The organism is Phycisphaerales bacterium AB-hyl4 (assembly GCA_041821185.1).
Taxonomy (GTDB): Bacteria; Planctomycetota; Phycisphaerae; order Phycisphaerales; family Phycisphaeraceae; genus Natronomicrosphaera; species Natronomicrosphaera hydrolytica.
The window spans coordinates 355,179-367,686 of record JBGUBD010000004.1; the positions used below are offsets into that span (position 1 = coordinate 355,179).

9 protein-coding genes are annotated in these 12,508 nt (G+C 63.3%); 3 read left to right on the forward strand and 6 right to left on the reverse strand.

Annotation, left to right across the window (positions count from 1 at the left end; all coding sequences use genetic code 11):
* The first annotated feature begins 146 nt into the window (after positions 1 to 146).
* The 3 genes from ACERK3_08125 to ACERK3_08135 all read left to right on the forward strand — a co-directional run bounded on the left by ACERK3_08125 (position 147) and on the right by ACERK3_08135 (position 4,823).
* Positions 147 to 2,522, forward strand: coding sequence for a GumC family protein (locus ACERK3_08125; protein ID MFA9478261.1), 2,376 nt, complete (start codon positions 147 to 149; stop codon positions 2,520 to 2,522).
* Between the two features lie 405 nt (positions 2,523 to 2,927).
* Positions 2,928 to 3,950, forward strand: coding sequence for a sugar transferase (locus ACERK3_08130; protein MFA9478262.1), 1,023 nt, complete (start codon positions 2,928 to 2,930; stop codon positions 3,948 to 3,950).
* A 48-nt stretch (positions 3,951 to 3,998) separates the two neighbouring features.
* Positions 3,999 to 4,823 (forward strand): WecB/TagA/CpsF family glycosyltransferase, encoded by an 825-nt coding sequence (locus ACERK3_08135; GenBank protein MFA9478263.1) that lies wholly within the window; start codon positions 3,999 to 4,001, stop codon positions 4,821 to 4,823.
* Positions 4,824 to 4,870: 47 nt separating this feature from the next.
* Here ACERK3_08135 and ACERK3_08140 read toward each other — a convergent pair whose 3' ends face one another.
* From ACERK3_08140 to ACERK3_08165, 6 genes are all read right to left on the reverse strand, one after another.
* A complete protein-coding gene (locus tag ACERK3_08140) occupies positions 4,871 to 6,052 on the reverse strand; it encodes a glycosyltransferase family 4 protein (GenBank protein MFA9478264.1) in 1,182 nt (393 codons plus the stop codon).
* Positions 6,030 to 7,499 (reverse strand): O-antigen ligase family protein, encoded by a 1,470-nt coding sequence (locus ACERK3_08145; GenBank protein ID MFA9478265.1) that lies wholly within the window; start codon positions 7,497 to 7,499, stop codon positions 6,030 to 6,032. Before ACERK3_08145 ends, ACERK3_08140 begins: the two co-directional genes overlap by 23 nt.
* A 37-nt stretch (positions 7,500 to 7,536) precedes the next feature.
* On the reverse strand, positions 7,537 to 8,898 hold the full coding sequence (locus ACERK3_08150; GenBank protein ID MFA9478266.1) for a glycosyltransferase family 4 protein: 1,362 nt from the start codon (positions 8,896 to 8,898) through the stop codon (positions 7,537 to 7,539).
* A 6-nt stretch (positions 8,899 to 8,904) separates the two neighbouring features.
* Positions 8,905 to 9,855 carry a glycosyltransferase family 2 protein gene (locus ACERK3_08155; GenBank protein ID MFA9478267.1) on the reverse strand — a complete coding sequence of 317 codons (951 nt, stop codon included), beginning with the start codon at positions 9,853 to 9,855 and terminating at the stop codon, positions 8,905 to 8,907.
* A 94-nt stretch (positions 9,856 to 9,949) separates the two neighbouring features.
* Positions 9,950 to 10,882 carry a glycosyltransferase family 2 protein gene (locus tag ACERK3_08160; GenBank protein ID MFA9478268.1) on the reverse strand — a complete coding sequence of 311 codons (933 nt, stop codon included), beginning with the start codon at positions 10,880 to 10,882 and terminating at the stop codon, positions 9,950 to 9,952.
* Positions 10,879 to 12,414 carry an oligosaccharide flippase family protein gene (locus ACERK3_08165; GenBank protein ID MFA9478269.1) on the reverse strand — a complete coding sequence of 512 codons (1,536 nt, stop codon included), beginning with the start codon at positions 12,412 to 12,414 and terminating at the stop codon, positions 10,879 to 10,881. The genes ACERK3_08160 and ACERK3_08165 overlap by 4 nt, the downstream gene beginning before the upstream one ends.
* Between the last annotated feature and the right edge of the window lie 94 nt (positions 12,415 to 12,508).

Consider the following 12,508-nt stretch of genomic DNA (forward strand, 5'->3'; position numbering starts at 1 on the left):
GAGGCTTGGGGATATTCGGCAAACCGGACAGAGCAATAAGCAACACCGCGCCGTGTGCATAATCGGTCGCCCCGGCTTGGGGTGGAGCGCCGGAGGCTTTGCCAGGGGAAGCGTTTGCAGCGATGCCATCAGCTAACGACATGGTTTTGAAAAGTTCGTTGCCCGCCGCGCCCCGGCATGAGCCGTCGGTTCGGGCGTCGGCAAGCGAACTGGATCGATCGATCATCGAGGTGCTCTGGCAGCGACGCGGCGTGGTGCTGACGTGCCTGGTGGTGGCCCTGCTGGTCGGCGGGGTCTATGGCTTGACGGCGCCCCGGCAATATCGAAGCACCGCGCAACTGTTCCTACAGCAGACGGCCGGGGCCGACGCGCCGCTGGGCGGGTCGGCCCTGCAATCGGCCACGCCGGCGGCTCATCGGCTGATGATGACCTCCAGCGCGGTCCTGCGCGCGGCGGTTGAAACGTTGCCTGCGGAGGTGCACGCCTATGCAGGCGATGATCCGGCCCGCTACCTCCGCCACAACCTTGAGGTCGCGGCGGCGGGCGGCGAAGGCATCCTTACTGTTTCACTTCAGGGGACAGACCCGGAGGCGATCGCCCAACTGGTGAATCATGTGGTTCGGGCCTACAAGGATCGCGTGCGCGTCACGGCCACCGGGCAACTCGTCACACGCGAGGCCGGGCCGACTGCCGAGGACGCGGACGGCGGCACGGAAGGTGAAGCGGAGCGCCCCTCGGGGATGAGCCGACGTGCAATCGCCCAGCAGTTTGAGCAACTTTCCGTCGATCGTACTGTGGCCCGATTGCGGGCACGACGTCTTGAAGCGTTGCTAGAACAGGCGCGTACGACCGATGGCTTGCCAGCGAACCTCGCCGCGTTGCTTGACGCGGCCGAGCCTGACGCGCCGCCACGGCAATGGCTTGACACGCGTGATCTTGAGTCACGGGTGGAAAACATTGATGCGGCGTTGGCGATGTATACCGGCCGGCTTGGTCGACAGCATCAGACCGTCCGCGCGCTGTTGAGCCAGCGTGGTGAGGTCGAGCAGCGGATCAAAGCCCGCGAGCGGGCCGCCGGGCGGCAGATGCTTGCCCACCTGATGCAACTTCATGACGAGGCGCAGGCGCGTGAGGCCGACCTGGCTGACACCGTGTCGCGATGGCGGCAATACGCCGCAGCGGCGCAGACGGAGGCCTTGCCGGTGGCAGAGATTGACCCCGCGCTGGCAGACCACACACCTGTGGCGCCGCGCCTGAGCCGGGTGCTGGCTGGTTCAGGCGTGGGCGGGCTGATGGTGGGAATGCTGCTGGCGCTGGCGATGGACCTTAGTGCCCGGCGGCGCGAAGCGGTGGTGGACACGCATCAACAACTCGACAACGCGGAGGATATCGACCTGTCCGAGGTGGCGGCACCGTTGTACGGCAGCGTACCGGCAATGCACAACACCGAGGCCGACAGCCCCGATGCCGAAGCGACCGCCATGTCGATGCATCAAATCCGGGCGCTGCTGCAACTGCACGCGTCGGCGGAGGACAAACGTGCCTTCGCGGTGACGAGCCCAAGCCGAGGTGCGGGCAAGACAAGCATCGCCGTGGGTTTGGCATCGTCGCTGGGCTTGTCCGGCACGCGGACGTTGCTGGTGGATTGCGACCTGGCCGGGCGCATGCGGCGTGAAAGAAGTCAGTCGGCCGCAACGGGCGAGGCGGCACAGAATGTGGGTGACGTGATGCACGAGATGGGCTACATCGCACCCGCTCACGCGAACGGAGAGCACGATGCCACCTTGCCCACTCAGCGTCGCCCCGTAAGTCAGTTGGGGCTGCCGGGCATGCTCGATGGCAAGCCGCTTGCGGATTGCGTCATATCAACGAGCATCGCAGAGCTTTTTGTGTTGCCCGCGGTTTTTGTCGAGCAACGTCATGTGGCGCAGTTGTCCACTCGATTCATTCTGGATCTGATTGAAAGCGCCAAGGCGGACTATGACATGATTCTGTTCGACACCGGGCCGGTGCCCGGGGGTGCGGAGCCGCTGCTGGTGGCCGGCGCGGTGGATGGCGTGGTGCTGGTCGCGGCGCGCGGCGAGTCTCGGGCGCGTTTCAACCGAACGCTGGCATACCTGCGGGCGATCGGGGCGCGAGTTGTCGGTACCGTCTTCAACCGGGCCGAGTCGGACGAGGACATGCCGCCGGAATCTACCAACTCCGACGCCCGGCAACGCTACAACAGGGCGGATAATTTCGGCTCAGGGTTGCTTGCCATGGCGGTGTGCGGCAAGGCCGGAGCGGCTGAATCGTCCGAGGACCAGCAGCGCCCGGAAACGGTTCGCCGAGCCGAGCGTCAGGCAAGCCCGTCGGCCAGTGGCTTGGACGCGAACTTTTTCGTGCATGGCGCCGCTTCGCCGGAGGATGCGCTTCAGGGGCTGGAACCGCTCACGGATAATGACTTTGCGGCCGATGACGAACCGATCAAACCGTCGTTCTGGGAACGCGCCTATCGCAAACTCATGCGTCCGAGACCTTGAGCAACCCCCATTTTGCCCCACCCGCCTATCTTCACATCAGTATGCTAGTAAATGATTTAGAGATCGCTCTATTTCACATTTATGATTGACGAATGACTCTGTGTGGTTATATTCGATTCCACACGAGGGTTGGAGTGCCTCGGGACGGGGGTGAAAAATATTGAAGTTCAACACCAGTTGCCCGGCAGGTGCCGATTGCGCTTCTGTTGATATTTCCAATTTGTCTGCTTGGAAATAAGCGACATGTTTGCAATGCCGCTTAGCTGTGCAATCCGTGCTGGCGTTGTGCTTTGTTGTTCGTGAGGAGGGGGAATCGACATGTGGAAGCTAGGGAGGTTGGTTCGGGCCACACGCAGGGCCCGACCACAGGCGCATTCGCAGACGGACGTGCGCGATGAAAAGCGGATGCGAGCGATTCTGGACCGTGAGCGGGCGCGAAGCGACCGCAACGCGCGCGGCTTTGCGGTGGTCTTGTTTGATCTTGCGTCCAAAGCGGATCGGCAGCAGTGGCGTTGCCTGACACAGGTCGTCACATGCAACGTTCGTTTGACTGACGAGGTCGGCTGGCTGGATGGTCGCCTTGCCGCGCTGCTTCCCGAGACGGACGGCACGGGCGGCGACCGGCTGGTCGAGCGTGTGCGCGATCGGCTCGGCCGGAAGGTGGCAGAGTTTCTGCGGTATGAGATCGTGGTCTACGGCTTTGATGGTAACGATCACGAGGATGGTGATCGATATAACCAGCGCGAACCTGCGGTCCCCATTCCCGCCTGGGCCGACGAGGTGGTGGACGACGCTTTTGCTTCGGCGCGTGCGGTGTTGTTCGTCCAGTCGCTGGCCTGGTGGAAACGGCTGGTGGATGTGCTGGTTGCGTCGACGGTACTGGTTACATTATTCCCGGTCATGCTGATTGTAGCGATACTGATCAAGGCGACCTCGCCGGGTCCAGTGGTATTTGTACAGTGGCGAGCGGGCCTCGGTGGTCGACCGTTCCGCATGTACAAATTTCGCAGCATGGTCGCTGACGCTGAAGTGCGCAAGCAGGCGTTGATGTCGTTGAACGAGCAGGACGGTCCGGCGTTCAAGATCGAGGCCGACCCCCGGCTGACGTCCGTCGGGCGGTTCCTGCGCTCGACGAGTCTGGATGAACTGCCGCAGTTGTGGAACGTCCTTCGCGGAGAGATGACGCTCGTGGGGCCGCGGCCGCTGCCGTGCGAGGAAGCGCGTCGATGCGAGCCCTGGCACCAGGCGCGCTGCGATGTGACACCGGGCCTGACGTGCAGTTGGCAGGTCTGGGGGCGCTCTTCCGTCACGTTCGAGCAGTGGATGCGCATGGACCTGGCATACATTCGTCAACGCACGCCGCTGCACGATTTCAAACTGCTATTCCATACCGCCGCGGCAGTGCTCGCACGCAGGGGCGCCAAGTAGCACATACGTTCGGCCACACGATTCATACCGCCTTGGAGAGACCCGGCGATGACTGATGTTGGATACGAAACCGCGGTTGGCGCTTCGCCTGCCGTCGCGTCCCCAGAGCATGTTGCGGATGCCCGATGGCCCGAGCGCTACGACCTGTTCGGCGTACATGTCAGCGCCACCTGTTACGACGATGTGGTCGACTGCGTCATCGACGCCGCACGCTCCGGCCGCCCGGCTACCGTTGACTTCATGGCGGTGCACGGCCTGGTCAGCGCCATCCGCGACCCCGCTCAACGCGATCGGCTTAACTGCTTCGACATCATCGCTCCCGACGGCCAACCGGTACGGTGGGCCCTGAACCGCTTCCATCGCGCGGGCCTGACCGACCGCGTCTACGGTCCGGAAGCGATGCGCCGCCTCGTGCACGCCGCGGCGGAGCAAGGCATTGGCATCTATCTTTACGGCTCAAGCCAGGCGGTAATCGAACGCCTGCGGGCCAATCTTCAGCATGACTGCCCCACCCTCACCATCGCGGGGGCCGAGCCTTCGTTGTTCCGTCCGTTGACCGACGAGGAAAGCGAGGCGCTGGTGCAACGGATCAATACCAGCGGCGCTGGGCTTGTCTTTGTCGGGCTCGGCTGTCCGCGGCAGGAAGTGTTTGCTTTCGAACATCGTGAACGAATCAAGGCGGTCCAGTTGTGCGTCGGTGCGGCGTTTGATTTTCATGCCGGCACGAAGCCGATGGCGCCGGCGTGGATGCAGCGACGTGGACTGGAATGGTTGTACCGCATGCTCACGGAACCCGGGCGCCTCTGGCAACGGTATTTGATAACCAACGCGATTTTTTCGTTCCTTTACCTTCGCCGCCTTCTGCTTAACTGATCGGACTTGCCAGCCGGTATCACGCCGACAACCGCCCTGGCAGCCGATCAATTACGTTGACGGGCGAGGGCGGCCTCATAAATCGCGAGCAGTTGGGGGTAATTCACTTCAGGCGTGTAGTGTTGCTCGAAAGCGTCGCGGGCGGCGCGGCGCATCGTTCTTAACGTATGGTCGCCGTCATTGGCCAGGAGCAATGGCATCAGTTTTGCGGCGAGCTCGCTGGCATCGCCCGGAGTGAAATGGACGCCGTTGTAGCCGTCTTCGATGACTTCGCTCATGGCTCCGAGATTCGAGGCGACCACGGGCGTGCCTTTGGCGAAGGATTCGAGGATGGTCTTGGGCAGACCTTCGTACCACAGTGATGGGAAGACGAGGCAGGTGGCTTGGCCGACGAGTTCGCATACGCGTTCGAGCGGTTGGCGACCGAGCCATTGGATGGCTGGATTGCGCGTTGCTGCGGCTTGAACGCGTTCGGCAAGCGGGCCGTCGCCGACGATTTTCAGTGGATAGTTGCCGGGCAGTTGCTCCCACGCGGAGAGTAGCGTCTCAAGCCCTTTCTCCGGCGAAAGCCGACCCACAAAGATGGCGTAGCCGCCGAGCCCATCGCCGGGGCCCGGATCGGGATGAACGAAGTTGGGCTTGACGGCGATCCGGTCAGCGGGCAACCCGCCTTCCATGAACTTGTGACGACTGAACTGCGTCACCGCGATGTAGCGATCTACCTTTCGCTGCCAACTGCCGGCCAGTCGATGCGAGGTCAGCAGCGTGGCCACGACGCCCGTTGCCGCGCGGCTGTCGCGATAGCAGCGGTGACGCACCGCCGGCCAGGGCACGCGTTTACCCAGACAATCGGTGCAGACACGGCCGTCGCGCATGAAAAACGCACCGGGACAGAACAGGCGATAGTTCTGTACTTCCTGCACCACTGCCGCGCCTGCGGCGTGGGCCGCGTAATAGGCGGCGGGCGAGATCAGCGGGAACGTGTTCATGCAATGGACAAGTTCGATTCTCTCACGCTGGATCAATGCGCGCAGTTCGCGGTACGTCTGGCGGTTCCAGAGCGTACGACCCGCGAGCGCAAGACGGTTCATGCCGTCGACGGCGTCGTTGTGCACGGTGTATTGCCGAACGTCGTGGCCGTGGCGTTCCAGCAGCCAGGCTTGGTCGGCGAAAGCCTGGTCTTCGCCGCCGGGCTGCTGATAGTAGTTATGGACGAACAGAATTTTCATGCGATTCCAACACGTCGAGCGTTTCGGGGCAGCGATGGTAGATCCAGACAGCGGCGAGGCCGATGCCGTACACGGTCCAGAACCAGACGCCACCCATGGGGCCTTCGAGGAATACGTCAAACGAAGCGTTCACGAGGAACGCGATGTAATACACAAAAAGGAACGCGAACAGGCCGAACCAACGGTCCAGGCGCGGCGGCAGTGGCAGGCCCTCGGCGCGGGTTTGAATGCGGGCGGCCATGCGTGCCCTCGCCGATCGGTACAGCGCATCGAGAATGCCCAACGCCCACAGGCCATGTACCGCGAGCCAGATCGCCAGCCCCGGCACGCCCATACGAGCAAGCACGGTCAGGTGCCCGTTGTGCGGGCTGCGGATGGCGCTGTCCGGATCGGCCTGGAAGCCGTCGACGTCGGCGAGGTTCACGCCGAAGCCTTTACCGGTCCAAAAGTAGTCGCCATAGAAAGTGTAATCGACGATCGTTGCCCACCAGTCCAACCGCCACCGCTTGGTGCCGTGGAGGTCGCCTTCGCTTTCGTCGACCATGCTTTCGATGTTCGATGTGAGTTGCTCAATGGAGATTTTGCGGTGCGAGTTCGGAATATCGATGACAAGGCCGGTGGTCCAGAGCAACGTCACGACCGTGATCGCCATCAGGACGACGCCCCAGTTCAGCGGGCTGCGTGGGCGGAAGAGCATCATCAGGCCGAACGCCGCGGCAACGGTGAGCGTGGCGGCCCGGCCGACAAGGATGATGCCCATATTTACAGCCATCAGCGGATAGATGAGCAACGGCATGACCGTGCCGCCGATGCCGAAGAGCGCCAGATAGGCATACGCCCCGGCCAGATGCACCGCATGGTCGCCGCCCTTGAACCAGAGCACGGGCATGCCTGGCGCCCAAGGCCAGGTGGGCAGCACGGCCTGATATCGCGAATGGACCAACCAGACGATCGGCGCGAGCACCAGCAGTAATACAATGAACCGTCGATACATGAACATCAGCCATGCCAGCCGTGCTGGATCGGCGATCAGCAGGGTGGCGACGACAAGGGCATAGAGGGCATAGCCCCAAAGCACCGCGTCACGCAGCGCGTCGATTCCGTATTGTCCAAGGTAAGGCAGGGTGCACATCATGCCCCACACGACAAAGGCGATCACCGCCAGAATAGCCGGCTGTCTGAGCACGACCCACACTTCACGGTGGCATAGCAACAGTCCGAAGCCGAGCGCCAGTACCAGTTCGCCCAGAAACAGTGGTGGCAGGCCGACGTACGCGAACCCTCGGCCGAACAGGGCATAGCCCAGCAGCACCAGCGCCAGCAGCATGAGGTATCGGTCCGCCAGTCGATGCGAACGCAGCATCGACAAAAGGACCGAGTCGTTTGTAAGCGCACCGGCGGCGTTGGCGCGAAGGGGCATTGAACGAGTGGCTTTGAATACGTTCATGTGGCCACCTGGACAGCATGTCGTGGAAGGCCAAGGTTCATGTCCGCGCCTCGCACTTCGTTGTTGAGCCGAGCAACGTCGCATAGCCAGCTACGATCTGCTCGACCTTGCGGTCCCAACTCAGTTCGTCCGCCCGCGCCAGGGCGCCGCGCGACAGCTGTTGAAGCTCGGCCGGGTCGCGCGCCAGTCGGCCGACCCACCGCGCGAAACCTTGAACGCTCGTATCCGCGTCGCGCAACGCCACCTTCCCCCCGCACCGCGCGTCCACCGCCGCCCCCATACCACATGCATCATGACACAGCACCGGCACACCCAGCGACAGGGCTTCGATCACCGCGTGTGGCGTGCCTTCCAGCAGGCTGGTGTGCACGAACAGGTCCGCCTCGGCGACGTATGCCATGGCTTGGTCGCGCGGCAGCCGACCAGCCCAGGTCACGCACTCCGCCACGCCCAGGCGACGCGCCAGCGCCTGCCAGCGCGGCGTCTGCGGTCCCTCGCCGAGCACGACCAGCTCCACCGCCGGGTTGGCGGGGTCCGCTTCAAGCCGGGCCAGTGCTTCGAGCAGGACCGGCAAGGCCTTGCGGCCGATGTGCACGCCGCTCCACACCAGCCGAAGTGGGCGCCGGCCGTCGTACGTCCGAACCCGCGCCGCCGGCTGCACGGCGGCCCCGGTCTCAAGCATCGCCTCGGCCGGGCAACGCCAGCAGGTGTTGACCATGCGGCAATCGTCTGCGCTGATGCCCCAGATCAGGCCATGCGACCGGGCCACGGCCGCGGCGCGCCGGCAGCGCCGGCTGGTGGGGCCCGCATGCATGTGCAGCCGGTTGACCAGGTTCCGCGCCCCGTAGAACAGTCGTTCGCGCGGCGGGAAGCCGGCGAAGCAGGACCAGGGGATGTTCGACGCCCCGCCGATCGGTCCCCAGACGAACGGAAGCCCCAACCGCCAGAGGTATCCCGGCTCGCGATAGCCGCTGAGGTTGAACTGGTGCGCGAGATCGAAGCCGACGCGAGCGTGCAGGCGACAGGCCTCGCGGTAAGCGGCCCGTTGCCAAGCGGCGTAGCCGACGTAGTACAGTGGCCGCAGCGGCGAGCCGCCGGGCCGTTGCAACCAGCGCGAAAGCCACGGTGGCTCCACGTAATGAAAGGTCAATCCAGCGACGGCACCATGCTCGCGCGCGTAGGCCGAGATCTCGCCGCGGTAATCGTCACCCTCGACCTCGGGACTGCACAGCACGGTCACGTCGTGGTAGCGCGCCAGCCGTGTGGCGACCTGCCAGCCCAGGCCCGGCTCCGAGCCACGCTCGGGAGAAACGGCGTAGGCCGACAAAAGGATCGACCGCCGCGGCGCGGATGCAGCGGCGGTGGCGAGAGGCGGGTGGGATGGCGAGCCGGTGGTCATGACGCCTTACTTCCTATTGCCGAAAGTCGCGGAGAAAGTCCAGGGCAGCACGCGCGGCGCCACGTAACCCGGCTCGAGCGCCAGCGCCCCCAGCAGTTTGGGCGCGAGCTGAAAGTACTGACGACAGGAGCGGTGCTGCACGGCTCCCTTGTAAAGCGTCCGCGCAAGAATGCAACGCTCGTGGTTTAACCGGCGGTGCCAAGGCAATTGACGCCTGTAGTCCATAAAATCATCCCAGGATCGCTCGGGCTCGCCGGCGCGGCGCCGCAGCATGCAGTCTTCGACCCACTCCAACTTGAGCGTCGTCTGCCGCGCAGCCGACACGCACACCGATTCGCCGTGAATGCGGTACTCGGTGAGGACAGTCGGCTGCACCAGCATGGCGTGACCCGCCTCGGCGATGCGATTCCACAAGTCCAGGTCGTCCGCAGGCCAGAACGCCTTGCGATAGCCGCCCGCCGCCTGCACGACCGACTTGCGCATCAGAATCGCTGGATGATGAAAACCGATCAGTGTATTCGTCTGCACAGCCCGCCTCACTGCCTCAGCCTCGGTGAAGGGGGACCGGCTCACGCCGATCACTCCGCCCTGCTCGTCGATGAACGCCACCAGTGAACTGAGCACCGCCAGCTCCGGCTGAGTCTGAACAAAAGCGAGCTGTCGCTCCAGGCGCTCGGGCTTCATGCGGTCGTCGGCATCGAGCCGGGCGAGCCACTCATGCTTCGCGTGTTGCAGGGCATTGTTGAGCGTATCGCCCATGCCCATGTTCGCGTGCGTAAGCACATGCACGCGTTCGTCCTTCGCCGCATAACGCCGCGCGATTGCAAGCGTCTCGTCGGTCGAGCCATCGTCGGCCACGATCAACTCGAAATCGCGATACGTCTGCGCCAGCACGCTTTCGATCGCTTCGTCAATGTATCGCTCCGCGTTGTAAGCGGGCATTAAGACCGAAATCATGGTTCACTTCCTCCCGCGGACAACTCGGCGTCGAACGCCATACCCTTTACTGCTTCGGATTCCGTCGCACATGCTCGTTTCCAATTGAGTCCCTTCAACGCCCGAACAATCTCGGCAACAGGCGCGGTACGACAAAACCCGGATCAAGCAGCAACGATGTCAGCAGCTTTGACGTCAATGGCAGATACTGCCCACAGGAGAGATGTTGCACCGCCGCCTTGTAAAGCGTTCGCGCGAGAATGCCACGCTCGCGGTTCAAACGCCGGGGCCAAGGTAGTTCGCGATGCCAGGACATGAACTCATCCCAGTCGCGCTCAGGCTCGCCGGCGCGGCGACGACACATGCAGTCCTCCACCCATTCGAGCTTCCATAACGTCTCCCGCGCCGCCGAAACGCACACCGATCCGCCGTGGATGCGGTATTCAGTCAGCACCTCCGGCTGTACGAGGACGCCATACCCAGCCTCGGCAATGCGGTTGAGCAGGTCCAGATCGTTACAGGGCCAGAACGCATTGCGATACCCTCCCACCGCATCAATCGCCGCCTTGCGCATCAACTGCGCGGGGTGATGAAAACCGAGCAGCACGTTGCTCCGCACCGCCTTCGCCACCGCCTCTGCCGAGGTGAATGGCGATCGAGTCGTGCCGATCACACGCCCTTGCTCGTCGATGAGATGAACCAGTGAGCTGAGCAAGCTCACGTCCGGATGCTCTTCAATGAACGCAAGCTGTCGCGCAAGGCGGTTCGGCTTCATGCGATCGTCAGAATCCAGCACAGCAAGCCACTCATACCGAGCATGTTGCCGAGCATCATTCATCGAGGCGCCCATGCCCATGTTCGCATGGCTGAGCACACGCACCCGCTCGTCCCGCTCCGCGTACCCATCGGCAATCGTCCGCGTGCCGTCGGTCGAGCCGTCGTCGATCACGATCAACTCGAAATCGCGATACGTCTGTGCCAGAACACTCTCGATCGCTTCGTCAATGTATCGTTCCGCGTTGTAAGCGGGCATTAAGACCGAAATCATGGTTCACTTCCTCCCGCGGAAAGCTCGGCGTCGATCGCCATGCCCGTTGCTGCTTCGGATTCCATCGCACCGCCTGGTGGCCGTCCCCATGCCGACCAGCGTTTGGCCGCGATTTGTCTGAACCGCCGTCCGTAACGAAACAACGCCTGCCAAGTGCCCGGCCACACCGCGGCGACCACAAGGCCCAACCCCGCCGCCGGGCCGATCATCGGCCAGAACGAGACGAGTCCGAACGCCACCGTCCACACCAGCGGTAGCGTGTAATGCAGAACGCCGATCCGCCGCGCGGTGTAAACATAGATCATAAAATACGTCCCCAGCGCCGACAGCTCGGCCCAGCCGAAACCCATCAGGCCGAGGTGTGGTGTCAGCAACCACGCGACACCGGCAAAACAAATGAGGTTGGCTGCGTGAAAAAGCGTCACCGCCCAGTTGTGACGTAGCGCGTACAGGCCGGAGATTTGAAGGCTGAACAGTGCGTGCATCAGGTAGGACGCGGCAATGAACGGGTATATCTCAACCGCCGGCGTCCACTCCGCCGCCGTTTCGGCGGGCAGCCAGTCGACCACGATCGGCCCGAGTAGCCCGAAGCCCGCAAGCAACGGCCCGACCGCCAGCACCTGCAATCGCATCCCCTCGTTCAACGCGGCGGCCATTCGCTTGAGGTCATTTTGAACATGAGCCAGCGAACTGATCGACATCCGCCAAGCCACTTCCTTGACGAAGCTCAGCAGGTCCGCCAGGCGATTGGCAAGCGCCACCTGCCCCACCGCCGCCGCACCAAGTGTGGGCCCGATGACCAACGGGTTGACCACGTTGCGCAAGTGCCAGATCCACATCGAACTGGAAAAACCCAGGCCGTAACCGCACATCTCTCGGATGCGTGACCACTGCCAGTGCAGGCGCGGCCGATAGCCGGAGGCGGCGTGCAGTGCGACGCAACAGAACACATGTTGCGCCCACCAGCCTGCCAGCGGCGAGAAGGGGCCCCAACCGGAGAAGGCCAGCGAAAGCGTAACCGCCTGGTAGATCAATTGCCCAGCGAACTCAAGCATCGCCACACGGCGATAGTCCAGCGCTCGCTCCAACTGAGCGGACGGCACCATGTTCACCAGCGCCAGCGGCAGGCCAAGGAATAGAACCATCGCCACGGGCGCGAAACCTTCCATATCGACCCACCAGCTGAGTGCCGGCAGCCCCAGCAATGAAGCCCCCGCCATGCCCACGCCGATCAACAGTAGCAGCGTAAAGGCCTGGTGATAGTCGACGGGCTCAAGCGGCTGCTTGCGGCGGATGAGGTAGACGTTGATGCCACATTGGGCAAGTTGGAAAAAATAGAGATAAAAGGCAATCGCGGCCATGTACAGGCCGTAGTTCGCTGCCCCGATCGCCCATAGCAGCAGAAGCAGCCCGATCGTGTTGATCACGATGCCCAGCCCCTGGCGCACGACAAGAAAGGTTCCGCCGTGCAGAACCTTCCGCCTCAGCCCTTCAGGGGCAGCGTCACGGGTTGAATCGTGCTTTTCAGGCATTGAAACATGTACTCACAGCGTCGTCGGCAACGCCCCCTGCCCCCTCCGGGCTGATCGACAATGATCGCGCGGGACAACGGCTCATCCAACAGCA